Origin of the sequence: Acetobacter aceti NBRC 14818, assembly GCF_000193495.2 — a bacterium.
In the GTDB taxonomy this organism is placed as follows: Bacteria; Pseudomonadota; Alphaproteobacteria; order Acetobacterales; family Acetobacteraceae; genus Acetobacter; species Acetobacter aceti.
Genome location: NZ_AP023410.1, coordinates 2,570,876 through 2,594,004 on the forward strand (window position 1 = coordinate 2,570,876; position 23,129 = coordinate 2,594,004).

At 63.5% G+C, this 23,129-nt stretch carries 30 protein-coding genes and 2 pseudogenes; 29 read left to right on the forward strand and 3 right to left on the reverse strand.

Features of this window, described 5'->3' with window-relative positions; translation table 11 throughout:
• The first annotated feature begins 16 nt into the window (after window positions 1-16).
• From EMQ_RS11805 to EMQ_RS11820, 4 genes are all read left to right on the forward strand, one after another.
• Window positions 17-1,219 (forward strand): hypothetical protein, encoded by a 1,203-nt coding sequence (locus EMQ_RS11805; RefSeq protein ID WP_018307959.1) that lies wholly within the window; start codon window positions 17-19, stop codon window positions 1,217-1,219.
• An 83-nt stretch (window positions 1,220-1,302) separates the two neighbouring features.
• On the forward strand, window positions 1,303-1,731 hold the full coding sequence (locus EMQ_RS11810; protein ID WP_018307958.1) for a hypothetical protein: 429 nt from the start codon (window positions 1,303-1,305) through the stop codon (window positions 1,729-1,731).
• Window positions 1,731-2,777, forward strand: a complete 1,047-nt coding sequence (locus EMQ_RS11815) for a DUF7146 domain-containing protein (protein ID WP_018307957.1) — start codon at window positions 1,731-1,733, stop codon at window positions 2,775-2,777. Before EMQ_RS11810 ends, EMQ_RS11815 begins: the two co-directional genes overlap by 1 nt.
• 320 nt (window positions 2,778-3,097) lie before the next feature.
• A complete protein-coding gene (locus EMQ_RS11820; protein WP_018307956.1) occupies window positions 3,098-4,024 on the forward strand; it encodes a DUF2493 domain-containing protein in 927 nt (308 codons plus the stop codon).
• A gap of 9 nt (window positions 4,025-4,033) precedes the next feature.
• Here EMQ_RS11820 and EMQ_RS11825 read toward each other — a convergent pair whose 3' ends face one another.
• Entirely contained in the window at window positions 4,034-4,243 is a 210-nt protein-coding gene (locus EMQ_RS11825; RefSeq protein WP_031941717.1) for a hypothetical protein, read from the reverse strand.
• A 164-nt stretch (window positions 4,244-4,407) separates the two neighbouring features.
• On the opposite strand from EMQ_RS11825, the pseudogene EMQ_RS11830 reads away from it, so the two are divergent.
• Window positions 4,408-4,847: pseudogene (locus EMQ_RS11830) on the forward strand (hypothetical protein).
• Between the two features lie 58 nt (window positions 4,848-4,905).
• On the opposite strand, the gene EMQ_RS11835 reads toward EMQ_RS11830, so the two are convergent.
• Window positions 4,906-5,181, reverse strand: coding sequence for a hypothetical protein (locus EMQ_RS11835; RefSeq protein WP_132012087.1), 276 nt, complete (start codon window positions 5,179-5,181; stop codon window positions 4,906-4,908).
• 254 nt (window positions 5,182-5,435) lie between these two features.
• On the opposite strand from EMQ_RS11835, the gene EMQ_RS11840 reads away from it, so the two are divergent.
• From EMQ_RS11840 to EMQ_RS11905, 15 genes and pseudogenes are all read left to right on the forward strand, one after another.
• Window positions 5,436-5,762 carry a DUF736 domain-containing protein gene (locus EMQ_RS11840; RefSeq protein ID WP_012553539.1) on the forward strand — a complete coding sequence of 109 codons (327 nt, stop codon included), beginning with the start codon at window positions 5,436-5,438 and terminating at the stop codon, window positions 5,760-5,762.
• 339 nt (window positions 5,763-6,101) lie between these two features.
• Window positions 6,102-6,254 carry a hypothetical protein gene (locus tag EMQ_RS11845; protein ID WP_018307954.1) on the forward strand — a complete coding sequence of 51 codons (153 nt, stop codon included), beginning with the start codon at window positions 6,102-6,104 and terminating at the stop codon, window positions 6,252-6,254.
• A 156-nt stretch (window positions 6,255-6,410) separates the two neighbouring features.
• A complete protein-coding gene (locus EMQ_RS11850; RefSeq protein ID WP_026200050.1) occupies window positions 6,411-6,695 on the forward strand; it encodes a helix-turn-helix domain-containing protein in 285 nt (94 codons plus the stop codon).
• 11 nt (window positions 6,696-6,706) lie between these two features.
• Window positions 6,707-6,985 (forward strand): DNA -binding domain-containing protein, encoded by a 279-nt coding sequence (locus tag EMQ_RS11855; protein ID WP_010669065.1) that lies wholly within the window; start codon window positions 6,707-6,709, stop codon window positions 6,983-6,985.
• A gap of 132 nt (window positions 6,986-7,117) precedes the next feature.
• Window positions 7,118-7,258, forward strand: a pseudogene (locus EMQ_RS17215) (transcriptional regulator domain-containing protein); the annotation flags it as partial.
• A complete protein-coding gene (locus EMQ_RS17220; protein ID WP_010669064.1) occupies window positions 7,230-7,883 on the forward strand; it encodes a DUF2285 domain-containing protein in 654 nt (217 codons plus the stop codon). The pseudogene EMQ_RS17215 and the gene EMQ_RS17220, both read left to right, overlap by 29 nt.
• 470 nt (window positions 7,884-8,353) lie before the next feature.
• The gene (locus EMQ_RS11865; RefSeq protein WP_018307952.1) at window positions 8,354-8,647 is read left to right on the forward strand and encodes a helix-turn-helix transcriptional regulator; all 294 of its coding nucleotides are present in this window, start codon (window positions 8,354-8,356) and stop codon (window positions 8,645-8,647) included.
• Complete coding sequence (locus EMQ_RS11870; protein WP_010669074.1) at window positions 8,647-9,702, forward strand: replication initiator protein A; 1,056 nt, start codon at window positions 8,647-8,649, stop codon at window positions 9,700-9,702. The genes EMQ_RS11865 and EMQ_RS11870 overlap by 1 nt, the downstream gene beginning before the upstream one ends.
• Window positions 9,699-10,337, forward strand: a complete 639-nt coding sequence (parA, locus tag EMQ_RS11875; RefSeq protein WP_018307951.1) for a ParA family partition ATPase — start codon at window positions 9,699-9,701, stop codon at window positions 10,335-10,337. Before EMQ_RS11870 ends, parA begins: the two co-directional genes overlap by 4 nt.
• 53 nt (window positions 10,338-10,390) lie before the next feature.
• Entirely contained in the window at window positions 10,391-11,077 is a 687-nt protein-coding gene (locus EMQ_RS11880; protein ID WP_269475497.1) for a site-specific DNA-methyltransferase, read from the forward strand.
• Window positions 11,074-11,316 carry a ribbon-helix-helix protein gene (locus EMQ_RS11885; RefSeq protein WP_018307949.1) on the forward strand — a complete coding sequence of 81 codons (243 nt, stop codon included), beginning with the start codon at window positions 11,074-11,076 and terminating at the stop codon, window positions 11,314-11,316. The genes EMQ_RS11880 and EMQ_RS11885 overlap by 4 nt, the downstream gene beginning before the upstream one ends.
• Window positions 11,313-11,777, forward strand: coding sequence for a DUF2840 domain-containing protein (locus tag EMQ_RS11890; protein ID WP_018307948.1), 465 nt, complete (start codon window positions 11,313-11,315; stop codon window positions 11,775-11,777). The genes EMQ_RS11885 and EMQ_RS11890 overlap by 4 nt, the downstream gene beginning before the upstream one ends.
• Window positions 11,774-12,316 carry a S26 family signal peptidase gene (locus tag EMQ_RS11895; protein ID WP_010668166.1) on the forward strand — a complete coding sequence of 181 codons (543 nt, stop codon included), beginning with the start codon at window positions 11,774-11,776 and terminating at the stop codon, window positions 12,314-12,316. The genes EMQ_RS11890 and EMQ_RS11895 overlap by 4 nt, the downstream gene beginning before the upstream one ends.
• Window position 12,317: 1 nt before the next feature.
• On the forward strand, window positions 12,318-12,656 hold the full coding sequence (locus EMQ_RS11900) for a DUF736 domain-containing protein (protein ID WP_010668167.1): 339 nt from the start codon (window positions 12,318-12,320) through the stop codon (window positions 12,654-12,656).
• A complete protein-coding gene (locus EMQ_RS11905; RefSeq protein ID WP_010668168.1) occupies window positions 12,643-13,344 on the forward strand; it encodes a lytic transglycosylase domain-containing protein in 702 nt (233 codons plus the stop codon). Before EMQ_RS11900 ends, EMQ_RS11905 begins: the two co-directional genes overlap by 14 nt.
• Window positions 13,345-13,560: 216 nt before the next feature.
• Here the strand turns inward: EMQ_RS11905 and EMQ_RS17225 are convergent, their stop codons facing one another.
• The gene (locus tag EMQ_RS17225; protein ID WP_231367935.1) at window positions 13,561-13,938 is read right to left on the reverse strand and encodes a hypothetical protein; all 378 of its coding nucleotides are present in this window, start codon (window positions 13,936-13,938) and stop codon (window positions 13,561-13,563) included.
• Here EMQ_RS17225 and EMQ_RS11910 point away from each other — a divergent pair.
• The 9 genes from EMQ_RS11910 (at window position 13,912) to EMQ_RS11950 (ending at window position 23,089) form a co-directional block, all read left to right on the forward strand.
• Window positions 13,912-15,345 carry a relaxase/mobilization nuclease domain-containing protein gene (locus EMQ_RS11910; RefSeq protein WP_231367934.1) on the forward strand — a complete coding sequence of 478 codons (1,434 nt, stop codon included), beginning with the start codon at window positions 13,912-13,914 and terminating at the stop codon, window positions 15,343-15,345. The genes EMQ_RS17225 and EMQ_RS11910 overlap by 27 nt on opposite strands.
• Before the next feature lie 89 nt (window positions 15,346-15,434).
• Complete coding sequence (locus tag EMQ_RS11915; RefSeq protein WP_010668170.1) at window positions 15,435-15,707, forward strand: type II toxin-antitoxin system ParD family antitoxin; 273 nt, start codon at window positions 15,435-15,437, stop codon at window positions 15,705-15,707.
• A complete protein-coding gene (locus EMQ_RS11920) occupies window positions 15,704-15,997 on the forward strand; it encodes a type II toxin-antitoxin system RelE/ParE family toxin (protein ID WP_010668171.1) in 294 nt (97 codons plus the stop codon). The genes EMQ_RS11915 and EMQ_RS11920 overlap by 4 nt, the downstream gene beginning before the upstream one ends.
• Window positions 15,998-16,159: 162 nt before the next feature.
• Window positions 16,160-16,363, forward strand: a complete 204-nt coding sequence (locus EMQ_RS11925; RefSeq protein ID WP_010668172.1) for a hypothetical protein — start codon at window positions 16,160-16,162, stop codon at window positions 16,361-16,363.
• Window positions 16,364-16,406: 43 nt separating this feature from the next.
• Window positions 16,407-18,389, forward strand: coding sequence for a conjugal transfer protein TraG (locus EMQ_RS11930; protein ID WP_010668173.1), 1,983 nt, complete (start codon window positions 16,407-16,409; stop codon window positions 18,387-18,389).
• Window positions 18,390-18,394: 5 nt separating this feature from the next.
• Window positions 18,395-18,820: a hypothetical protein gene (locus tag EMQ_RS11935; protein WP_026200048.1), complete on the forward strand. Its 426-nt coding sequence runs from the start codon at window positions 18,395-18,397 to the stop codon at window positions 18,818-18,820.
• 164 nt (window positions 18,821-18,984) lie between these two features.
• On the forward strand, window positions 18,985-19,218 hold the full coding sequence (locus tag EMQ_RS11940; protein ID WP_010668175.1) for a FitA-like ribbon-helix-helix domain-containing protein: 234 nt from the start codon (window positions 18,985-18,987) through the stop codon (window positions 19,216-19,218).
• 17 nt (window positions 19,219-19,235) lie between these two features.
• Complete coding sequence (locus tag EMQ_RS11945; protein ID WP_018307946.1) at window positions 19,236-19,607, forward strand: type II toxin-antitoxin system VapC family toxin; 372 nt, start codon at window positions 19,236-19,238, stop codon at window positions 19,605-19,607.
• Window positions 19,607-23,089: a protein NO VEIN domain-containing protein gene (locus tag EMQ_RS11950; protein ID WP_018307945.1), complete on the forward strand. Its 3,483-nt coding sequence runs from the start codon at window positions 19,607-19,609 to the stop codon at window positions 23,087-23,089. Before EMQ_RS11945 ends, EMQ_RS11950 begins: the two co-directional genes overlap by 1 nt.
• Window positions 23,090-23,129: the final 40 nt, after the last annotated feature.

Sequence of the window (23,129 nt, forward strand, 5' to 3'; positions counted from 1 at the left end):
TAGAGGAGAGTTTTCCATGACCACGACCACCATCCTGCCCCCTGCATCCCGTGGCGCCGCGTCCAGCGGCTTCAGGATCGATCCCTCCCGTGGCGGCCGCAATGCCCGCGTGTCTTCGGAGTGGTTCTCCCGCCCCGATGACGAGCGTTACCTGTCTCTGTCCGACCTGCATGCCGCGACCCTGGCGCGGGCGGATCGGGCCACCGCCCGCACGGTGGAAAGCCGCGCCATCCGCGTGGAAGCATCCCGCGACAATGCCGAGCGTCTGACTCTGACCGTGCCGGGACAGAATGACCCAATTGCCCCTACACACTGGTCGTTCGGCCAGATGTGCAGCCTTGTCGGCGCGCCGTCGTCATACCTGCGCAATCTTCCTGCTCCCCTGGCGGCGATCAACCTGCAGCACGGGCTGCTGTCGCACCGCGCCGAACTGGTGAAAACACTGGAGACGGAAGACGGGCGCGTCGAGATGCGCGCCGTGACCGGTCCCGATTACGGCCGCATCTGGGACCACGAACTGGTCGGCGCGGTGCGCAAAATTGCTGGCGACGGTACGGGCGACACCAACTGGAAGGTGCCGGGCGTGATCGACTGGGCGACCATGACCCATAATCCGTATGTGGACATCACGAAGGAAACCACCACGCTCTACGCGTCAGACAGGGATGTATTTTTGTTCCTTGTTGACGATACGCATCCGATCGAGGCCGGACGCCTGCCCAATGGTGACCCCGATCTCTATTTCCGGGGCTTCTATGCCTGGAACAGCGAAGTGGGCAGCAAGAGCCTCGGCATCGCGTCGTTTTACCTGCGCGGGGTGTGTCAAAACCGTATGCTGTGGGGCGTGGAAAATTTCGAACAGATCACGATCCGGCATAGCAAGTTTGCAGCATCCCGTTTCGTGCACCAGGCGACACCAGCGCTACGGAATTTCGCCACGGCCAGCCCGGCGTCGTTCGTCTCAGGCATTCAGGCCTCGCGTCAGGCACTGGTGGCAAAAACTGATGAAGACCGCGAAAGTTTCCTGCGTCGTCGTGGGTTCTCCAAACTGGAAACCACGAAAATAATCGAAACGGTCTTGCACGAGGAAGGGCACAAGCCCGAGAGCGTGTTCGATTTCGTGCAGGGCATTACCGCGCTGGCGCGAACGAAGGCCAATCAGGATACGCGACTGGATATGGAAGAGAAGGCCCGCAGGCTGATGGAGCGTGCGTCCTGAAAAACGACTGCGCGCTTTTCCGTAAAGATGTTTTTACGAGCCCGGCCTCTGCGCCGGGCTTTTTCGTTTCGGGAGTCATTTCGATGGCTGATTTCTTCACGCATTTTTCCTGCGTGCTCGATGTGGGCACAGTGGACAATGCCGCAAAGGCGCTCGACCTCTATAATGAATTCATGGACGAACTGGCGGCGGAAGACCCACCCTCTGACGGTTTCATTCTGTCGATCGTGCCTGAATATGGCGGCACCAAACTCTGGATGCACGACGAGCAGACCGGCGATCCGCATCAGGTCGTGGAATTCGTGCTACGCTGTGCGCGAGCATTCCGGTTGCGGGGCCGATGGGGGTTCCAGTGGGCGAATAGCTGTTCACGTCCCCGGGTGGGCGCGTTCAGCGGCGGCGCGCATCTGCTTGACCTTGGCAGGCGCAGGACGATGTCATGGATGACCACCGATCGCTGGCTGGCGATTGCCCTGGATGGAGACGATCCCGACACAGGAGGGCAGGGGTAATGGCCTCGCATGATGCAGGCGATCTCGCCCGTCGTCTGGCGGAGAACGCAGAGGCGGTGTGCCGGCGGTATCTGTCCGTCGGTCGCCGTCACGGCAATTACTGGCTGGTCGGTGATGTGCGCAACACGCCGGGGCGGTCGCTGTTTGTCCGGCTGCATGATACCGCCAACGGCAGGGCAGGTAAGTGGACCGACGCACAGTCGGGCGAACATGGCGACCTGCTTGACGTGATCCGCGAAAACCTCGGCCTGGTGGATTTCTGCGACGTGGCCGATGAGGCGCGAGCGTTCCTCAGCCTGCCGCGCCCCGATCCGGTACCGTTATCGCGGGATCGTCCTGCTCAGGAACGCGGACCGGCCAGTTCTTCCGAAGCGGCTCGACGGCTCTGGGCCATGTCCGGACCGATCGCGGGCACGTCAGTAGAAGCGTATCTCCGCAGACGCGACATGACGCTTTTGCACGGAACCGGAGCCCTGCGCTTCTATCCGCGCTGCTTTTACCGACCGGATGAGCACAGTTCGACCGAGACCTGGCCTGCCATGATCGCCGCCGTCACCGATCTCGACGGCACGCTGACCGGCGTCCATCGCACCTGGCTGGCGGCGGACGGCCGCGGCAAGGCGCCGGTCGACCATCCGCGCCGCGCCCTGGGCGGGTTGCTCGGCCATGCCGTGCGCTTCGGGGTCGCGTCTGACGTGCTCGCCGCCGGGGAAGGCATCGAGACGGTCCTGTCGCTGCGGCAGGTTCTGCCCGATCTGCCGCTGGCCGCATGCCTGTCCTCGGCGCATCTCGCCGCCATGACGTTTCCGCCGACGCTGCGCCGCCTCTACGTCCTGCGCGATGACGACCCGGCCGGGGATCAGGCGCTGGCGACGCTGCAGGCCCGCGCGGACGACGCCGGGATCGAGCTGATCGGCCTGTCACCACGGCTGGGCGATTTCAATGATGATCTCCGTGCCCTTGGACGTAGCGCGCTGCGGGCGATCCTGCATCCCCAACTCGCGCCATCGGACGTAGCGCGGTTTCTGGAGACCGCCGGCACCTGAGCGGGCCGGAAAGAGAGGCGGGCGGTTCCCGTTTTCGTCAGGCCGGCCTGTCGTGCTTCCCGTTCGGCAGGTCCGCGCCCGGCCTTTCAGGTGGGGAGCGGGCGTCAGCCGGGCCGGCCCTTCAATGGCGGGGCCGGCTATTTTCCGTCGCGCCCCTTGGGGGGCGCTTTACATCGCGAGGCAAAATAACCGGCCCCCTGCCATCCTTCGCTGCGCTGCGGCCGCGCGTCTCGCGCGGTTCCGGCCCGTCCTTGGTCTGCCGCTATCCGCCCCCGGAAAGGCCGCGAAGGGCGCGGCCAGAGACCTGGGAGGACCGCATCATGACCCGCACCGATGATTTCGAACCCGCACCCGCCGCCTCATCCACCGCCCATGTGCTGGCTGAACTCCAGATGTATGGCTACCGTCCCTTCGAGGACGAGCCGGACCCGCGGCCATTGCCCGAAGCGCCCCGCATCGGTGGCGCGGTCGCGGACATCTTCGACGCCATCGCCGCGACCCTGACCGACACGCGGCTGGAACCCGACCTCGAAGCGTTGCTCTGGTCCACGGTCAACATCTTCCACCGCATGGTCGGCCAGGTCGAGCGTGAGCTTGACCGCAACGAGCAGGCGCAGAAACGCAGCCAGCAGGAACAGGATGGCAGCGAGATCCGTTCGGTGGAACTGGAACGGCTGATCGCGGAGGGGCTGACCCTGATCGAGCGCCGCAACGCCTACGAGATATTCCGTGACGAGGCGCAGGAGCAGTTCGAGCGCCTGACCATGAGCGCGTGGCGGCCGAAAACCGGGTCGCTGGTCTCACGCCGCACCATGACAGCCTCCATGATTGACAGCCGCGATTTCCTCAACGCCCGACGTCGCGCCGAGGGCGAATTGCTGGTGCCGCCCGGTCCCAAGGTGGTCGTGACAGGCGGTCTCGATTTCGATGACCATATCCTGATCTGGGACCGGCTCGACAGGGTCCGGGCCAAGCATCCCGACATGGTGCTGCTGCACGGCGGTTCGCCCAGGGGCGCGGAATTCATTGCTTCACGCTGGGCCGATCACCGGGAGATCGTGCAGATCGCCTTCAAGCCGGACTGGACGAAGCATGCCAAGGCCGCGCCCTTCCGCCGCAACGATGCGATGCTCGACACAATGCCGATCGGTGTCATTGTCTTCCCAGGCACGGGTATTCAGGAGAATCTGGCCGACAAGGCGAAAAAGCTCGGTATCCCGGTCCTGCGCTTTGGAGGCGGCGCGTGAGCGCCGTCTTCAGTCCGGATTACCCGTGACGGCGATCCGCGCGGCACGGGCATAGAAGGCCAGTTCGGTGTCGCCTGGCACCAGAAGATCGAGCAGGCCCTTCATGTCCTGCATGTCCGAATAAGACTGAAACGGCCCTGGCTGCCGCTCGATCGCCAGCACTGCAATGGCGAGCGCCTTTTTGACCAGATGCAACTCGCGCCCCGTGATTTTCGCCATGACGTCTTCTCCCTGAGAGACGATAACGATGCACGTCCGCGTGCCGGACACCAGTACGATTCTCGTTCCGTCGACACATCGTTTTCGCTATGATGCGGGTTGCGCCGTGGTGGTGGTGGCAGGCGCGACCGTCAGATCATGTCATCTCTACGGGAGCCGCCACCATGGTGATCTTCGCACCGTTCCTGATTGTCGCCGGCATCGGATTTTCTGCTGGCTCATCTTCACGCTCGCGGTCTTCGCATTGCCGTTTGCCGGCGGGCTGTATGCCGGGCTCTGGGCGTTCCATACCGGCGCCGGCGTGATCGGCGCTCTGATCGTCGGCATCATGACGGGTATTGCGGCCTTCGCGGTCGGCCAGATCGCACTTGCCTGCGCACCGTGGATCTGGCTGCGAGGACTGATCGTCCTGCTCTATACCGTGCCCGCCGTCATTGCCAGCTATAGCGCCACGCACGGCCTCGCCCAGATGATGATGCCCTCCGCTGTCTGGCAGCTCTTCTTTTCGGTCATTGGCGCCACCGCAGTCGGCATTACCGCGTTCGTCCGCTTTACCGGCATGGCCCCGCCCGAACCGGCCGGCGGGAGTATCGCGCGGGTCTGACCGCCTGCGCGGCAGTCGGCGGGCAGGCCTGGATCAGGCACCTGCCTGTCTTTCTACGTCATCGAGAGGCGGGGAACGAGGAGCGGCGAAGCCCGCAACCGACGTGCTGAACCGGATACGGTCCGCCTGTTGAGGCATCCGGACTGGCGCTCTGATTGTCCGCAGGCCGATTGCAACGGGGAAGCCCGGCATGTCCGATGAGGCGCAGTCCCGGAACGGGCCGTGTGGAGGGGTGGAAAGCGGGCATGACGAAGCCGTCCCCTTCGTAGCCGACACTTGCGTGGAGCGCGGGTCGCCATAGTCTCCGTGATGTGGGCTCTGTCGGGCCGCGCACGCATGCTGCCTCTCAAGATGGCTGATCTAGCCGGAGGCCGGCTGCGCCTCGATCGGCTATGGCGCAACTGCGGGCCATAATTTTCTTCCCCTGACGGCTGTGCCGTCATTCCTCGCGCATCAAGAAAATTCCGTCCCGCCGTCCTCCGCTGCGCTGCGGCCCTGAAGGATGCGCCGCCGATCGCCTCCGTCTGTCCGATCGCCATCGAGGCCGCAATGGTGCGGGCTCGATAACAGAGATCACGGAGCAGTATCATGGCCACCATCGGCACCTTCAAGAAAGTCGGCAACGGGTATAACGGCGAGATCGTCACCCTCTCGCTCCAGACCCCTAACGTCCGCATCGCCCCCGAGACAACGCGCGCGAACGAAAATGCCCCCAGCCACCGCGTCTTCGTCGGTCGGGTCGAGATCGGAGCGGCCTGGTCCCGGCGCTCCAACGAGGGGCGCGACTATCTCAGCCTCAAGCTGGACGATCCGAGCTTCAACGCCCCGATCTTCGCCAATCTCTTCGATGACGAGGACGGCGAGGGCTACAGCCTGATCTGGTCCCGCCCCAACGGTCGCCGCAACGGCGACTGAGGCACCGCGATCCCCGCCCGGCCGGTCCGGGCGGGGCCATCGTGGTGGTGGCCGGAACGGAAGGGCGGGCGTGGCTGACCGCCGTCGATCCGATCGGCCTGTCTTCGGATGGGGCAGGGGAACAGGGGCTTCCCTCAGTCTTCCCATTATACCATGCCCGACGTGAACCGCCTCAAGCACGCGCGGTCCCCCCAATTTTGCCCGGCGCACCCTACGGGCACACCAGACAAAATCGGCTCCCCCGCGCGCCGGCAGGCCGGTCGCCTGCGGCGATCCTTGACCCGATTCACGCGCGCATGAGCCGGCGGCCTGTCTTCGACAAACGAAAGGAGCAGGACGATGACCACGCTACACGACCATATCCAGATGCTGCGCGCCGAACTGACCAGCTTTCACCTCAGCCGTCGCGAGCGCAGGCAGATCGAGTGCGAACTCAAAGAGGCGCTTGCACGACGCGCGGCAGAGCGCCACGACGAGACGGCCCCCGCATAGCCCGGGGGTCTTTTTGTGTGGTCGCCATGACCATCGGGAACCAGACGCCGAATCTCTCCCCGCATCCCTCTGAAAGAACGGTGTTGAATATCCATAATACGACTATTATAGTCGTATTTCTGGTGTGTCGGTCTCGCGTGTCGGATGTGATCGTGGATGATCACTGGCCGACAGGTAAGGGCGGCACGGGCACTTCTGAACTGGACACAGGAGATGCTTGCTGAAAAGGCCCTCGTAGCATTGACCGCGCTCAAGCGCCTTGAATCCGAACGCGGTCTCGGCGTTCATGAGGGCACGACCGACCAGGTTCGCCGCGCGCTGGAAGCGGCGGGCATCCTGTTCATCGAGTCCGGACAAGGGCGTGGCGTCATGTTTCTTAACGAGACTTCCGGCATCGAAACGCGGCAGGCTAGGGTGCGTCGCGTTCGTTCTCCGACCTGATCGGCTCCATCATGCAGAAGCCCCCGCTCGACCCGTCTGTCGCCGACAGCGCTCCGGAAGCGTCCTGTCTCACCGGCTACGACGAACAGCATCTGATTACCTATCTCCGCCTGCTGGATGCCGAGGCCGACGGCGCCGACTGGCGCGAGGTCGCCCGCATCGTGCTCCACCGCGACCCGGTGGTTGACCCCGAGGGCGTCCACCGCTGCTGGCACAGTCATCTGGCGCGGGCGCACTGGATGACCGAGCATGGCTACCAGCATCTCCTGCGCGGCGGCGCGCCCCACTGACACCCTGAATCGTTGCGTGACCTGCAAGACCTGTTGCAGGTGCGGGGCGTAGCGGGCAACGGGACGGTCTGGCATACTCTCGCGAGCAAGTACTTGCCCTGTTCCCACCCGTTACGCATCGGAGACGACGTCATGAGCCGCGCCAACTGGCGGTCGGCGGGCGCGTACGAGGGCCTGCGGTCGCTCGACGCCCCTGCCTTTGCCTTGCAGTTTGTCAGTCGCAATCGGGACTTTATCCGCGATCGTGCCACCCTTCAGCGCGCCGCGCGCCGGGCCGCGCTGTCCACGTCAGACGCCGAAGCCTTCGCCCGGCGCTGGGGGTTGCGATTTCGAGAGTGTCCGCACGGCCCTCGATCCGCGTACCGCCCGCTGGACTGTTGCGGTATCGCCGGCCGTGATTGCGGTTGTCCCCCTGCCGACAGCACTGGCTGACGCGGCGTCTCGTCCGCTTTCCCTCGCTCGGACAGGACTGTCGCCTGATATGGCGGGAGAAGTACTGATCGAGCAGGGGGAGACGATCCTGCGGCTGTACGTCCTGCCGCCTGACAAGGCGAAGGTCGGCGTGCTTCTCCCGCTCGACGCGCTGTTCGAGGTCCGTGTCCAGGCCGCCCTGCGGCTCTGGCGTGCGCTGATGGATCAGCGTCCCGGTCGTGATCCGGCCCGCCTGTCATCCGATCGCATCCGCAGGTTGATCCTGGCGCTCCGTACGCTTGACGGTCTGGATGACGGGGTGTCGCAGCGCGAGATCGCCGGCGTTCTGTTCGGTCGGGAGGTTTCCGCAGGGGAGTGGCTTTCGCACGACCTGCATTTTCGCATGAAACGGCTGGTGCTTTTTGCACGGGGACTGAGCGACGGGGGATACCGACGCCTGCTACTGCACCCGTTTCGAGGGCGGTAGCAGAATGGATTGACGTCAGTGATGCCGGACCATTGGGAAAACCGGCGATCAGAACTGAGGCTGACCGGGGCTTCCGATCTTTCCCGCGCCACTCGAAGTTAAATTACGGTCTCGTTTGTTGCCGGGACAACGCGCCGCTTCGCGTCGCGAGCGGAAGGCGCCAAGGCGCCTTCTCTGATTTTCATGATGCCGCACACCCGGTGCGTTCCGGACGTTGTCCGGACGCGTGCCGCGACATCACGTAACGCGGACCATCGCGAGATTGGCAGTTATATAACGAAGCGTTCATTGATGTTCATGCAAGGCGATGGATGGTCATAGCCGGCACCGCCATTTTTTTCGACTTGTCCAGGACCGATCTCACCACCCGGCGAGATCGGTCCTAGTTTCGAACACGCCCGCTCCGCCACGCTGATCCCTGCTGGCCGCATCTGTCCCGCGCCCCCAGACAGCGATCACGGAGCTTTCTCATGTCCGCCAATTACAGCGATCTGCCGCCGCGCTACCTGCGCACGCCCGACGCCTCGCGCTTCGTCGGACTGTCCATTCGCACCCTGGAAAAACACCGGATCTACGGCACCGGCCCGCGCTATTCGAAGCTCGGCGGCCGCGTGGTCTATCGGGTCGATGAACTACAGGCCTGGGTCGAGAGCGGGGCACGCGCCCACACCTCGGACACCACCGCCGGCACCGTGTCGGCTGCTGCGCGGCAAAGCCCGCTGATCCCGCCGACATCGCCGACCTCACGCGGGAACCGACGCTGATGTCCCCGACGGGCAGAACGCGCTCCGAGCGCGAGCAACTGGAACTCTTCCACGCTATCGCGGGAGATTTTGCGCCTCGCGATGCGCAGGATCTGATGGCGTTTCCGTTCTTCAGCCTCGCCAAGTCCCCTCGCATGGTTCCGATCGATTACCGGACCCCCGATGTCACGATCCGCGTCGAGGCTTCCGCCGAACATGGCATGGCTACGATCTGGGATGCCGACGTGCTGATCTGGGCCGCAAGTCATCTCGTTGCCGCGCGCGACGCCGGTCGGCGCACGTCGCGGCTGATGGTGGCCAGCCCACGCGAGATACTGACCTTCATCGGCCGGGGCGACAGTGCGCGGGACTATGAGCGGCTGGAAGCGGCCTTCGACCGGCTGCAATCCACCACGATCAAGACCTCGCTCCGGCAGACCGGGAAGGGCCAACTGCACCGGTTTTCCTGGATCAACGAATGGAAACGACACACCGCGCGGGAAGGGCGCACCCGCGTGATCGAATTGATCCTGCCCGACTGGTTCTACCAGGCGGTTCTCGACGACGCGCTCGTGCTGACCATCGACCCGGCTTATTTTGACCTCACAGGCGGTCTGGAGCGCTGGCTCTATCGCATCGTGCGCAAGCATGGCGGTCGCCAGCGCGCGGGCTGGGCCTTCGGCCTGCGCCATCTCTACGAAAAATCCGCCAGCCTTTCCCCCTATCGCCGCTTTGCCTTCGAACTGCGCGAGATGGCGAAACGGCAGCCCTTTGCCGGCTATCGGCTGTCGGTGCGTCCCGACCGTAACGGCAATGACACGCTGGCCTTCGCGCCTGTCAAATTATCCACAGGCACCTGTGGACAGGCTGTGAATTCATCCGTGCTATCAGTTGTGGATTTATCCGTGCCATCACTGCCACGGCATCCGTGCTATCGTTTGCGGAAAACGCCGAATCACGACGTTGAATCAAACGGTTATGGCACCCTTAACTTAGAATCTAACTTAAAAGAGTCTAACTTTAAGGATGTTGGCCCCCCTTCCGATCCGTGGATAAGCCCCGGAGAGGGGTCATGATCGTGGCCTTCCTCGACCAGAAGGGCGGCGTCGGTAAGACGACGCTGGCGCTGCATCTCGCGGGCCAATGGGCTCGGGAAGGCTGGCGCGTGACGGTCATCGACGCCGACCCGCAGGGCTCGGCGCTGGACTGGTCGGCACAGCGGGCGCGGGAAGGGTTGCCCCGGCTGTTCGGCGTGATCGGGCTGGCGCGTGACACACTGCACCACGAGGCGCCCCAACTGGCTCAGGGGATGGATCACGTCGTCATCGACGGTCCGCCGCGGGTGGCGGCATTGCTGCGCTCGGCCCTGCTGGCCGCCGACCTGGTGCTGATTCCCGCCCAGCCCTCGCCGTTCGACGGCTGGGCCTCGGCCGAGATGCTGCGGCTGCTGGAGGAAGCACGCCTCTTCCGTCCCGGCCTGCTTGCCCGTTTCGTGCTCAACCGCTGCGCCGCACGCACGGTCATCGCCCGCGAAACCCGGCTCGCACTGGTAGGGCATGAGCCAGCGGCGCTCACGGCCCGGATCGGCCAGCGTGTCGCCTTCGCCGACGCCACGCGCACCGGCCGCCTGGTCTGCGACCTGCGCCCGCAGGGGATTGCCGCCCGTGAAATCGCCGCCCTGGCGGCCGAGATCGGGGGGCTGGTGCCATGACCCTGCTGACCGGCGACAGCGCGCTCCTGATGCCCTGGCATGGCCCCTACGACATGATCCTGGCCGACCCGCCCTATGGCGATACGTCGCTTGCCTGGGACCGGCGCGTGGTGGACTGGCCGGGCAAGGCGCTCGCGGCCCTAAAACCGAGTGGCTCGCTCTGGGTGTTCGGCTCGCTGCGGAGCTTTCTCGCATCCAGCGCGGCATTCCGGAACGCAGGCTGGAAATATGCTCAGGAACTGGTCTGGGAGAAGCAGAACGGTTCCAGCTTCCATGCCGATCGGTTCCGGCGCGTGCATGAACTGATCGTTCAGTTCTATCGCGACGATACGCTCTGGCGCGCGGTCTACAACGTGGTTCCGACCACACCCAACGCACGGGCACGCACGGTGCGGCGGAAGCATCGTCCACCCCACATGGGCCGGATCGATGCCGGTCATTACGTCAGCGAGGATGGCGGCCCGCGCCTGATGCGCTCTGTGATTCCGGTCCGCAATACGCATGGCCGCGCCATCCATCCCACCGAAAAGCCGGTGGCCCTGCTGGAGATCCTGATCCGCACAAGCTGCCCGCCGGGTGGCCTGGTGGGCGACTGGTTCGCCGGATCGGGCGCGGCCGGTGTCGCCTGTCGATTGGCTGGCCGGCGCTATGTCGGCTGCGAGATCGATCCTGTCATGGCGCAGAAGGCGCGCGACCGCATCGCCTCCGTGCTGCCGCTCGGCGAAGGAATTTCGCCATGACGGAACGTCGTACGCTGCCCGGTTTCGCAGCGCGTCCCGCTGACCCTGAACGCTGGATCAGGACGCCGGAGACGCCTGCGTCCTCCAACCGCTTTACTGCCCGGCTGACCATCGACGTCACGCCGGCGCTACGCGGACGGCTCAAGGTCGCGGCGTTCCAGCGCGGCATCACGGTCGCCGACATGCTGCGCGCCCTGCTGGCCCGCGAGTTCCCCGATACGTCTGGAGATGTGCCATGACCGACACCCTCGCTCATGTCGAACTGACCTGGATCGAGAAGCGCATCGAGCACTGGATCCGCTTCGGCTCTGTCGCCCATGAGCAGATTCTCGATCGTCGGCGGCGGATACTGAGCTTTCCGCCGGACACCGTGTTCGCCTTCCTGCGCTGGGCTGCGAACGATTATGGCACGGTGGTGTCCTGCATTGACATCGTGCGCGTCACCCGTCCCGGCGAGCCGTATCAGACGGTGCCGTTCGTGCGGCCCGGTGGTGAAAGCCTGCTGCGCCAGAGCGGCTGGCCGAAGGTCCGCCTGGTGCTCGAAGCCGTCGATCATATCGAAGCCATCGGCATCGACCCCGTCGATGTGGCGCCCGAGCATTGGCGGCATCTGCACAACCGGATGCTCGCCGGGCAGGCGGCGCGCCCCTACACGCGCGATCGCCACCACGCCTGGCTGCGCCGGAGGGCGGTGTCATGACGCGTTTCGGCTGGTTCTTCACCACCTATTTTGCAGTCCTCGGTGTCGGCACGTCAGTGGCGATCCATCCAGCATCCCGACTGATCTGGAACGCCACCGCCAGCACACCGGTCGGACTGTATCGCCTGCAATCGGTAAGCACCCTGCATGTCGGCGACCTGATCGCGATCCGCCCGCCCACCGACATCGCCGGAACGCTGGCGCGCGGTGGTTACCTGCCGCTCGGTGTGCCGTTGCTCAAGCCGGTCGCGGCACTGCCGGGACAGGTCGTCTGCCGGAATGGTGCCGTCGTTTCGGTCGACGGCAAGGCGCTCGGCAATGCGTTGACCCGCGATCATCGCGGTCGCCCGCTGCCGGTCTGGCAGGGCTGCCGGCATGTCTTGCCCGGCCAGATTTTCGTCATGAACCCGGCAGTCCCGACCAGTCTCGACGGCCGCTATTTCGGTGTCCTGCCGGTCGATGCGATACTCGGCCGTGCCCAGCCACTGTGGCTCGTGCCGTCACCGATTTCTCCCAACCCCAAACAGAAACGAGGCTGACATGGCCCAGATCGGCACTTTCACACGCACGGCTGACGGTTTCGCCGGTCGCCTGCGCACGCTCGCCCTCGACGTCGAACTGACGATCGTGCCGGCGACATCATCGGACGCCGAACACGCGCCCGACTATCGCGTCCATCTCGGTGACGCCGACGCCGGACCGGAGATCGGCGCTGCGTGGAAACGCACCGGCGAGAAGGCGGGTACGTATCTCTCGCTGGTTCTGGACGACCCCATGCTGGCGCAACCGATCCGCGCCAACCTGTTCCAGTCCGATCGTCAGGGGCGTGCCTTTCATCTGGTCTGGAGCCGTCCGGTGAAGCGCGATGACCGGCGGTAAGGCGGCGCGCCGGTTGCTCGGTGTCGTGCTTCCGACCGTCGTTTCCATGACAATACCGGGGCATGTCGCGGTCGCCGATCCATATGCCGATATGATCGCGGAAGCCGCCACACGCGCACAGATTCCGGCCGCATGGATTGCTGCCGTCCTGCACGCGGAGAGCCGAGGTGATGCGCATGCCGTGTCGTCGGCGGGCGCGATGGGGCTCATGCAGGTGATGCCCGGTACATGGTCGAGCCTGCGCATATCTCTCGGTCTCGGCGACGATCCGTTTGACCCGCACGACAACATTCTGGCTGGTGCGACCTATCTGCGCTGGATGCGGGACCGCTACGGCGAGGCGGGGTTTCTTGCCGCCTACAATGCCGGTCCCGCGCGCTATGAAGACCATCTGGCGACTGGCCGACCGTTGCCGGCCGAGACGCGGAATTACGTTGCGTCGGTCAGCGCGCGGCTGGCTCTCCTGGCTGCCGATGACATTGCGATCGGTGCTTCGGCGACACCATCCTGGCAGGGCTCTTCCCTCTTTCCGGCGTCGTTGCTGCGTACGAGCGATGCGTCCCGGCCTGTCGAAAGAGTGCATGATCCGGCACGTTCATCTGACTCCCGAATGACCGACTGGACGGCGCTCGCCCCGCAATCGGCCGGGCTGTTTATCGCATCCGGGCATGGGGAAGCACGTCGATGACCCCCGTTCCGGTCCATCGGGCGCTGGCGGCCTACGGGTGCCTTGGGGATGGGGTGCCGGGGGGAGACAGGCGACAGACAGAAGGACGGCAAGGTAAAAGCAGCGCCCGTTCGGGGCTGCATGTGGTTGGTTTGATTGGGGAATTTGTCCTCTCACCACGCACCGCCTGCGGCTGTCCATGCAGTTTTCCTAATCTTTTCAACGATCCGGGCGCCGTCAGGCGCGCATCGAAGCGGAGAGCGGGTCATGCCGACGCGCGATGACAGTCTGAACGTCCGGCCCGGACGCATCCAGCATGGCAATCAGGGCGCACGACCGAAATCCTTCGTTGGCGAGGTCATGCGTGCCGCGAAGAAGGCCGGTCATACCGGCACCCGGTTCGGCGCGAAGGGCAGGGGAGGCGGTGGCGGTTCCCGTTTCGGGCGCGGCCGACGCGCGGCCCTGTCCATGCGGCTGCGAAGCAATGCCCGTCGCGTCGTGGTCAAGGCGCGTGTCGTGCGCCAGCAGGGTAAGCGGTTCCGGTCCGCGCCGCTCGCCCGGCACATCGCCTATCTCAGACGCGAGGGCGTGACCCGCGATGGTGCGAGGGCCCACCTATTCGATGCGGGGTCTGATGAGGCGGACAGCAAGGCCTTTGCCGAGTGCTGTGAAGACGACCGGCACCATTTCCGCTTTATCGTCTCGCCCGAGGATGCAGCGCGGATGGAGGATCTGCGGGGCTTCGCGCGGGAACTGATGCAGGACATGGAGCGCGACCTCGGCACAAAGCTGGACTGGGTCGGGGTCGATCACTGGAACACCGACAATCCGCACGTCCATATCCTGGTGCGCGGCATGGCCGATGACGGCAAGGATCTGGTGATCAGCCGGGCCTATATCAGCCAAGGGTTACGTGACCGCGCCGCGGAGCGGGTGACGCTGGAACTGGGTCCGCGCAGCGAGCAGGAAATCCGCACCGCCCTGGAGACCGAGATCGGCGCCGACCGCTGGACCAGCCTCGATCGCGCGTTGCAGGATCTCAGTGACGAGGGCGGCGGTATCGTCGATCTGCGGCCGGGCGTGGGTGCCGAAGACCCGGAACTGCGCCGCCTGCTGGTGGGCCGGGCGACCAAGCTGGAAGGGCTCGGCCTGGCCGAACGGGTCGGGGTGGCGCGCTGGACCCTGAAGCCTGGGCTGGAGGCGACGCTGCGCGATCTCTCCATCCGGGGCGACATCATCAGGACTATGCACCGCGCCATGTCCGGCGGCGGGGCGGAGCCCGATGTCGCGGGTTTTGCCATTCATGGCGAGAAGCTGGCCGATCCGGTCATCGGGCGGCTTGTCGAGCGCGGACTGGATGACGAACTCAAGGGTTCGGGCTACGTGGTGATCGCCGGCACCGATGGCCGCACGCATCATGTCCGTTTCCCTGATCTGGACCTGACCGGCGATGCCAGGACCGGTGCGATCGTTGAGACCCGGAGCTGGGAGGATGCCAAAGGCACGCAGCGCCTGTCGCTGGCGACGCGTTCGGACTTCACGCTGGCCGAGCAGGTGACGGCGCCCGGCGCGACCTGGCTCGATCGTCAGTTGCTCGCCAAGGATCCGGCGCTGGCCAATGCCGGCTTCGGCTCGGAGGTCCGCGAGGCGATGGTGCAGCGGATCGGTCATCTGGCGTCCGAGGGGCTGGCCCGGCGACAGGGCGAGCGCGTGGTGTTTGCGCCTGACCTGATTGGCACCCTGCGCCAGCGCGATCTCGATCAGGCGATGGCGAAGCTGGCGGTGCAGACCGGGTTGGAGCACCGACCTGCGAAGGAAGGCGAGATTGTCTCGGGGGTCTACCGCCAACGGGTCAACCTGTCCTCCGGCCGCTTCGCGATGGTCGATGACGGGCTGGGCTTCCAGCTTGTGCCGTGGCGGCCAGCGCTGGAGCAGAAGCTTGGACGGCAGGTTTCCGGCACGCTGTCGCCGGGCGGGGCGGTGGACTGGAATTTTGGTCGCAAGCGGGGGCTCGGGATTTGACTTCGGGCGGCCCGTTTGCGGATTTTCGGCTGACAAAGCGGATGCTTCATAAGTATGATGAAGTATGCTTGCCTGAAAGGAGCCGCTTCATGTCCACGATTGAACGTATGACCATCACCGTGCCGTCCGAAATGGCCGCGATCCTGCGCCAGTCCGTCGACGGTGGCGAATATGCCTCGACCAGCGAGGTGGTGCGCGAGGCATTGCGCGAATGGATGCGTCGTCGTGATACCGACCGCCGCGATCTCAATGCCCTGCGGGAGGCAATCCGGCTTGGTGATGAGAGCGGGTCGAGCATTCCGGCCGAGACCGTCTTTGCCGAATTGCGCGACGTGATCGCCCGCCGCCGCGCGCAGGGATGAAACGGCTCGGCTTCGCTCCGGCCGCGCGTGCCGACCTTCTGGAGATCGCGCTCTATATCGCCGAGGACAATCCCGAGCGGGCCATGAGCTTCGTTGCTGAACTGGAAGCGAAGGCCGCGGTCGCGGCAGAACATCCTGGGAGCTTTCCGGCGCGCGATGAGATCAGCCCCGGATTGAGGGTCATTGTTCACGGCCGTTATCTGCTGTTCTTCCGTGAACTGGTCGACGAGGTACGCATCGTCCGCGTGCTTCATGGCGCACGGGATTTGCCACAGGTATTTGACTCGTAAAGTCAGGGCCTCCCGTGAGATCGCGTGCAGCGGTCGTCAATGACGATGAACTTCGATGCCATCACGACGATCAGAGTGTGGGTGCGATTATCAGGTGGAGGCATCTTTACCGTACCGGGTTCTTCTCCACATGCGACGACAAGGCAATCGGAGTTTCCCAGCATGACAAGGCGAAATAAGGCGCCGTCGATCCATTATCCAGCCAATCATCAAGACGAGCGGACGCTTGTCGGATTGCTGGAACAGGGCGAGCGAAGCGGCGTCAGCAAGCGCACGCTTCTCGATATTCTTGCCGCCGTGAAGGTCGTCCGGAAACCGTCCGTTTATTATCCGCTCCCGTCCGGCGGCCCGAAGCGCTTCAATTAGGACTTGAATATCGGGAAATCGAGCCGTCTGGTCGGTTCCTGTCATGAACCAGACCAAGATCCTCTGGGGATCGGTGTTTTCCGTCAGCACCGTGATCCTCGCCTTCACGTGGGCTGCCACCCAGTGGACCGCTTGGCGGCTCGGCTTCCAGCCGCAGCTCGGCGCGCCGTGGGTCATGCTGCTCGGCTGGCCGGTCTATTATCCGCCGGAGTTCTTCTGGTGGTGGTTCGCCTATGACGCCTACGCCCCGGATATCTTCACCACCGGCGGTTACATCGCGGGGTCGGGAGGGATTGTCGCCGTCATCGTCGCGATCACGATGTCCGTCTGGCGTGCCCGCGAGAAAAAGCGTGCCACAACCTATGGCTCGGCACATTGGGCCGATCCGCGTGAGATCCGTCGGGCGGGGCTGCTCGCACCCGATGGCGTGGTGCTGGGCCGCTCGGCCGATGCCTATCTCCGTCATGACGGACCGGAGCATGTGCTGTGCTTTGCGCCGACCCGCTCGGGCAAGGGCGTCGGGCTGGTTGTGCCGACGCTGCTGACCTGGCCGGGCTCCGCCATCGTCCATGACATCAAGGGTGAGAACTGGACGCTGACCGCCGGCTGGCGCTCCCGCTTCGGCCGGGTGCTGCTGTTCGATCCGACCAATCTCGCCAGCGCCGCTTACAATCCGTTGCTGGAGGTCCGGCGCGGCGAACGTGAGGTCCGCGACGTGCAGAACATTGCCGACGTGCTGGTCGATCCCGAGGGCGCCCTTGAGAAGCGGAACCACTGGGAGAAGACCAGCCATGCCCTGCTCGTCGGTACCATCCTGCATGTGCTTTACGCCGAGGAGGACAAGACCCTGGCCGGGGTGGCTAATTTCCTCTCCGACCCCAAACGGGCGATCGAAACGACGCTGCGCGCCATGATGACCACGCCGCATCTTGGCAAAAAAGGTGTCCATCCGGTGGTTGCCAGTTCGGCGCGGGAGCTGCTCAACAAGAGCGATAATGAACGTTCGGGTGTGCTCTCCACCGCAATGTCGTTTCTCGGTCTGTATCGCGATCCGGTGGTGGCGCATGTGACCCGTCGCTGTGACTGGCGGATCCGCGACCTTGTCGCCGGCACCCATCCGGCGACGCTGTATCTGGTGGTGCCGCCCTCGGATATCAGCCGCACCAAACCTCTGGTCCGTCTGGTGCTGAATCAGATCGGCCGCCGGCTGACCGAGGAACTGGAGGCGAAGCGGCGTCATCGCCTGCTGCTGATGCTCGATGAATTCCCGGCGCTGGGACGGCTGGATTTCTTCGAGAGCGCGCTGGCCTTTATGGCGGGCTACGGGATCAAGAGCTTCCTGATCGGCCAGAGCCTGAACCAGATCGAGAAAGCCTACGGGCAGAGCAACAGCATTCTGGACAACTGCCATGTCCGGGTCAGTTTCGCGACCAACGACGAGCGGACAGCCAAGCGGGTTTCCGATGCGCTCGGCACCGCGACGGAGATCCGTGACGCGAAGAACTATGCCGGCCACCGGCTCTCGCCGTGGCTCGGGCATCTGATGGTGACACGGCACGAAACGGCGCGGCCTTTGCTGACGCCGGGCGAGATCATGCAGCTTCCTCCGGACGAGGAACTGGTGCTGGTGTCCGGCTGCCCGCCGATCCGGGCGCGCAAGGCACGGTATTTTGAGGATGCTGAACTCGCCGCGCGCATCCTGCCGCCACCCCGGTTCGAGCCACCTTCGGCCCCCGAAGGCACGCCGCCCATCGGACCGCAGCCGCAAGGGGACTGGGCTGATGTGGTCCAGCCGCCGCCTGCCGGCAATGCGGATGATGATCCCGCCAATGCCGGCATCCGCCGTGAGCCGGAACTACCGGAACAGGAAGAGGTGGTGCAGGCACCGAGGAAGCCGGTGCATGAATTTGATCCGCCGGAGGATGAGCCCGAGGACGATGCCACACGAGCGCAGACCCTACGCCGCGGTGAGCAGGTTCTCGCGCGTCAGGTCTCGCTCGATCCTGGCGACAGGATGGGGCTGTGACAGCGATGCGGATCAAGCACACGATCCGGCTACCGCCGGATCTCAGCGCAAAATTAGCCGATTACGCTGCCCGCAAGAAGGTGCCGCAGGCGCTCATCGTTGAGACGGCGCTGGCATCGTTCCTGTCACCGGATGGGCCGGAACGGCTGGAAGCGGCGTTGGCCCGACGGCTGGACCGAATGACGCGGCAGCTGGAACGCATGGAGCGGCGGATCACGATCTCAAATGAGTCACTGGCTGTGTTCGTGCGGTTCTGGCTGACCAGCACGCCACCTTTGCCGGACGCAGCCCTTGTTGCAGCGCAGAGCAAGGGGCGCGAGCGGTATGACGGGTTTATCGAGGCAGTCGGGCGTAAGCTTGCCAGAGGGAAAACATTGGAGGATGAGGTTCGGCTGGACATTGGGGCCCTTGCGGAAGGGCTGGATACCTGACTCGGTAGATCATCGCCGGTTTAACATACGAAGAAATCGATAGGGACGTGTGAACGGTCTCCGAGTGCGCCGATCGACTAGGCTATCCAATCTCGATTGATCCCTTTGCATTTTAAGTCAAGAGGGACTAGCTTCCAAAATGGTTCCGTTATGGAGGCGAAAAGATGAATCTTTCGATCAAGAACACCCCGGAAGACCTTGTCCAGAAGCTCCGGGTGCGTGCTGAACGCCATCATCGGTCTCTTCAGGGTGAGCTTATGGCCATCATCGAAGCCGCCGTGGCCCATGAACCAGAACAATCGGTGTTCGGCGTCCTTGCTGAAATCCGGATGATGGGAGTCGCCACCCCCTCAGAATCGACAGAGATGGTGCGTCATGATCGTGATGCTCGCGCGTAAAAATGAGCATTATAAAAGTGATTGATACATCGGTTGTCGCAGCGCTCCTTTTCGGGGAGCCGGAAGGTGAAGAGGCTGCGGCGCTTATGAATGACTGCAAACTCGCAGCGCCTCCGTTGCTACAGTTTGAACTGGCGAATGTCTGCCTGATCAAGTGTCGCCGCCATCCTGAACAGCGTGATAAACTGCTTTCAGCGTTCAATTTACGAAAGCAACTCGGGATCCGAGAAATCGCAGTGAATCAGGGTGAGGTCGTTCTGGTTGCCGAAAAGACCGGACTGACCGCCTACGACGCAAGTTATCTCTGGCTAGCCCGCGTTCTGGATGCAGAGATTGTCACTTTTGACCGCAAACTTCGCGAAGCCGCAGCAATGGCCGGAACGCGCTGATGGAGTTCGGACAACTCCAGCCTAGCGCCCATGTTCGTGGCCTTGATACTGGCGGAATAGCTGAAATCATTCAGGTGCGAAGTTTCGGACCTGATGCGCTCAATCTTGTTTTTCGGGTCAATGGAAAAATCGGCGAACGGTTGCTGTATCGAGGCGATGAGATTCCGTTCGAGCTTGTCCAGCCCGGTCGAGCCTATGCGTTCGATGCGGACGGTACACTCCTGCGACTTGTGTCGGAAGCGTGGCGTCTGCGTCTTGCACATCTGTTTGACCCCTATCTGGCGATTACTTTGTCACGTATTGAGGCGCTCCCGCACCAGATTACCGCCGTTTATGGCGCGATGCTGCCGCGCCAGCCGCTGCGTTTCCTGCTTGCGGACGATCCGGGCGCTGGCAAGACCGTCATGGCGGGCCTGCTGATCAAGGAACTGCTGATCCGGGGGGATCTGGAACGCTGTCTGATTGTTGCGCCGGGCAGTCTGGTCGAGCAATGGCAGGAAGAACTCGCGGAAAAGTTTGCCCTCTCGTTTGATCTTCTGACGCGTGATCAGGTTGAAAACTCTGTCACGGGAAATCCTTTTGCGGAGCGTAACCGCTTTATTCTTCGCCTCGACATGGCAGCTCGTTCTGATGCCCTGCAGGCACGTCTGGAAGCTGCGCCTGAGTGGGATCTCGTGATTTGTGACGAGGCGCACCGCATGTCCGCTTCCTATTTTGGCGGGGAGGTAAAAGAGACAAGACGCTACAAACTTGGGAAGCTTCTCGGCGCGCGTACACGTAATCTGCTTCTGATGTCGGCAACGCCCCACAATGGCAAGGAAGCCGATTTCCAGCTTTTCATGGGTCTTCTGGATTCCGACCGTTTCGAAGGACGGTTCCGTGAGGGCGTACGGAAAGCGGACGTCTCAGACATGATGCGCCGCTTGACGAAGGAAGAGCTGTTTCGCTTTGATGAAACACCACTTTTTCCGGCGCGTTACGCCTACACCGTCGCCTACGCACTCTCTGCGGCTGAAGCTGATCTTTATCAGGCCGTTACCTCTTACGTTCGCGAGGAAATGAACCGTGCCGACAGAATCGGAGACGGTCAAAGGCAGGGCAATGTCGGTTTTGCTCTCCAGATTCTTCAGAGACGCCTGGCCTCATCCGCCGCTGCAATACACCGCTCGCTGGAGCGACGCCGTAAACGGTTGGAAGCCCGGCTCCGTGAGGAACGGCTCCATCGGGACAGCATCCTGCGCCACCACATACCGTCAGATGATCTCGACGATCTGGATGAGGCGACGGCAACCGAAACGGAAGATATGGAGAATACGATCGCCGATAGGGCCACCGCTGCGGCTACAGTTGCGGAACTTGAAGCCGAAATTCTGATTCTGCGTGACATTGAAGAGCAGGCTCTGCGTCTCAAGCTGTCCGGTGAGGACACAAAATGGCGCCAGCTTGAGGCCATTCTTGACGATCCGATCATGGTTGATCCGTATACTGGCGCCCGACGCAAGCTTCTGATCTTTACCGAACCCAAGGACACGCTGGAATATCTCCGTGACAGGATAGCCGCCCGTACTGGAGAACCTGACTCCGTTGTCGTAATTCATGGCGGGATCACACGCGAGGCAAGACGTGCAGCCGTGGCTGCCTTCAATTCTGATCCGGCGGTGCGGGTCATGATCGCCAACGATGCTGCCGGTGAAGGCGTCAATCTCCAGCGTGGCGCTCATCTGATGGTCAATTATGACCTGCCCTGGAATCCCAACCGGATTGAGCAACGGTTTGGACGCATCCATCGTATCGGTCAGACAGAAATCTGCCACTTATGGAACCTCTGTGCTGCCAATACACGCGAGGGCGAAGTCTATCAGCGTCTTCTCGACAAGCTGGAAGAAGCCCGGGCCGCGCTTGGTGGCAAGGTGTACGACGTGCTGGGTGACCTCTTCGAGGGCAACGCCTTGCGCGATCTTTTGGTTGAGGCAGTCCGTTACGGGGACCGGCCTGAAATCCGTGCACGTCTGTTCCAATCGGTGGAAAATGCTGTCGATGTAGACGCCATCAACAGGCTGGTCGAAGAACGAAAACTCACATCCGAGGGTATGGCCGCAACCTCAGTCGCCGCTATCCGCGACCAGATGGAACGTGCCGAGGCCATGCGCCTGCAGCCCCATTTTGTCGGCGCTTTTTTTCGTGAGGCTTTTTCCCTTCTCGGTGGCCGGATGTCTGAACGCGAGACCGGTCGTTTTGAAGTCATGCGTGTCCCTTCCGCGCTCAAGCACCGCGACCGCCTTATTGGACGGGGTGACCCGGTTCTGGATCGCTATGCACGGGTTGTGTTCGATAAAAGCCTGATCGCAGGTCGTCCACAGGCCGAACTGCTCGCTCCCGGTCATCCGCTCTTCGAGGCCACCCTCGACCTTACGTTGGAACGCTTCCGTCCACTTCTTCAACAGGGCGCAATCCTCATTGATGAGGCCGATGAAAGCGCAGAACCGCGCCTTCTAGCCTATCTCGAACATGCTATCCGCGATGGGCGCTCCACTTCGTCCGGCGAACCCCGTGTAATTTCCCAGCGCCTGCAATTCGTCTATCTGGGCGAGGACGGCTCGGCGCAGGATGGTGGCCCGGCGCCCTATCTGGACACGCGCCCAGCGACCGAGGCCGAACGTGCGGCTCTCAGCGATATCGCACAGGCTTCCTGGCTTTCGGGCCAGGTCGAAGAACGCGCCATCACCTATGCCATAGCCCATCTCGTGCCAGCCCATTTACAGGAAGTGCGGACGCGCCGCCTGCCGGAAATCAACAAGATCGAGCATGAGGTGCGCGCCCGCCTGACCCGCGAAATCAACTACTGGGACGCCCGTGCAGCCCGCCTGCGCGAAGAGGAACGGGCAGGTAAGGATCAGCGCATCAACGCCTCCAATGCGGAAGCGACAGCCCAGCGCCTGACAGACCGTCTCTATAAACGACAGACGGAACTGGATCGGGAACGTCAGATCAGCCCGCTTTCTCCGGTCCTCCGGGGGGCTGCCTTGATTATCCCCCGTGGCCTGCTGGAGCAGCGAAATGCGCTTCCGGTCACGCCGATGGCGTTCTCGGAAGACCCGATCGCCCGTGCCGAGATCGAACGTCATGCGATGCAGGCCGTGATCGCAGCGGAGCGCGCACTTGGCAACGATCCGCGTGACGTGTCAGCCGAGAAGAAAGGCTGGGACATTGAAAGTCGGGATGGAGCAACCGGCCACCTCCGGTTCATTGAGGTCAAGGGCCGTCATGCTGACGGAACCCATATCATCGTGACCAAGAACGAGCTGCTCGCCTCGCTCAACAGCCCGGACGCCTACATCCTTGCCGTGGTGCGCGTGGAGGACGGTTTTGCCCACGCACCGGTGTATGTCCGCCGCTTTTGCCACCGTGAGCCCGGCTTCGGGGAGACCGCTGTCGTGTTCGATATAGACGATCTTCTGGGACAGGGCGCACCGCCCTCCTGACGTTGCCCGCCTTTCCGTCTATCATTCCCTGTTTCCTGCG

Bases quoted from the DNA above. Each gene is read 5' to 3' on its own strand.
- EMQ_RS11895 (WP_010668166.1), top strand. From the start codon at position 11,774: ATGACGCGTTTCGGCTGGTTCTTCACCACCTATTTTGCAGTCCTCGGT.
- EMQ_RS11865 (WP_018307952.1), top strand. From the start codon at position 8,354: ATGTCCGCCAATTACAGCGATCTGCCGCCGCGCTACCTGCGCACGCCC.
- EMQ_RS11870 (WP_010669074.1), top strand. From the start codon at position 8,647: ATGTCCCCGACGGGCAGAACGCGCTCCGAGCGCGAGCAACTGGAACTC.
- EMQ_RS11820 (WP_018307956.1), top strand. From the start codon at position 3,098: ATGACCCGCACCGATGATTTCGAACCCGCACCCGCCGCCTCATCCACC.
- EMQ_RS11845 (WP_018307954.1), top strand. From the start codon at position 6,102: ATGACCACGCTACACGACCATATCCAGATGCTGCGCGCCGAACTGACC.
- EMQ_RS11825 (WP_031941717.1), bottom strand. From the start codon at position 4,243: ATGGCGAAAATCACGGGGCGCGAGTTGCATCTGGTCAAAAAGGCGCTC.
- EMQ_RS11930 (WP_010668173.1), top strand. From the start codon at position 16,407: ATGAACCAGACCAAGATCCTCTGGGGATCGGTGTTTTCCGTCAGCACC.
- EMQ_RS11950 (WP_018307945.1), top strand. From the start codon at position 19,607: ATGGAGTTCGGACAACTCCAGCCTAGCGCCCATGTTCGTGGCCTTGAT.
- EMQ_RS11900 (WP_010668167.1), top strand. From the start codon at position 12,318: ATGGCCCAGATCGGCACTTTCACACGCACGGCTGACGGTTTCGCCGGT.
- EMQ_RS11935 (WP_026200048.1), top strand. From the start codon at position 18,395: ATGCGGATCAAGCACACGATCCGGCTACCGCCGGATCTCAGCGCAAAA.
- EMQ_RS11815 (WP_018307957.1), top strand. From the start codon at position 1,731: ATGGCCTCGCATGATGCAGGCGATCTCGCCCGTCGTCTGGCGGAGAAC.
- EMQ_RS11925 (WP_010668172.1), top strand. From the start codon at position 16,160: ATGACAAGGCGAAATAAGGCGCCGTCGATCCATTATCCAGCCAATCAT.
- EMQ_RS11915 (WP_010668170.1), top strand. From the start codon at position 15,435: ATGTCCACGATTGAACGTATGACCATCACCGTGCCGTCCGAAATGGCC.
- EMQ_RS11850 (WP_026200050.1), top strand. From the start codon at position 6,411: ATGATCACTGGCCGACAGGTAAGGGCGGCACGGGCACTTCTGAACTGG.
- EMQ_RS11810 (WP_018307958.1), top strand. From the start codon at position 1,303: ATGGCTGATTTCTTCACGCATTTTTCCTGCGTGCTCGATGTGGGCACA.
- EMQ_RS11920 (WP_010668171.1), top strand. From the start codon at position 15,704: ATGAAACGGCTCGGCTTCGCTCCGGCCGCGCGTGCCGACCTTCTGGAG.
- EMQ_RS11880 (WP_269475497.1), top strand. From the start codon at position 10,391: ATGATCCTGGCCGACCCGCCCTATGGCGATACGTCGCTTGCCTGGGAC.
- EMQ_RS11940 (WP_010668175.1), top strand. From the start codon at position 18,985: ATGAATCTTTCGATCAAGAACACCCCGGAAGACCTTGTCCAGAAGCTC.
- EMQ_RS11855 (WP_010669065.1), top strand. From the start codon at position 6,707: ATGCAGAAGCCCCCGCTCGACCCGTCTGTCGCCGACAGCGCTCCGGAA.
- EMQ_RS11885 (WP_018307949.1), top strand. From the start codon at position 11,074: ATGACGGAACGTCGTACGCTGCCCGGTTTCGCAGCGCGTCCCGCTGAC.
- EMQ_RS11805 (WP_018307959.1), top strand. From the start codon at position 17: ATGACCACGACCACCATCCTGCCCCCTGCATCCCGTGGCGCCGCGTCC.
- EMQ_RS11890 (WP_018307948.1), top strand. From the start codon at position 11,313: ATGACCGACACCCTCGCTCATGTCGAACTGACCTGGATCGAGAAGCGC.
- parA (WP_018307951.1), top strand. From the start codon at position 9,699: ATGATCGTGGCCTTCCTCGACCAGAAGGGCGGCGTCGGTAAGACGACG.
- EMQ_RS11905 (WP_010668168.1), top strand. From the start codon at position 12,643: ATGACCGGCGGTAAGGCGGCGCGCCGGTTGCTCGGTGTCGTGCTTCCG.
- EMQ_RS11840 (WP_012553539.1), top strand. From the start codon at position 5,436: ATGGCCACCATCGGCACCTTCAAGAAAGTCGGCAACGGGTATAACGGC.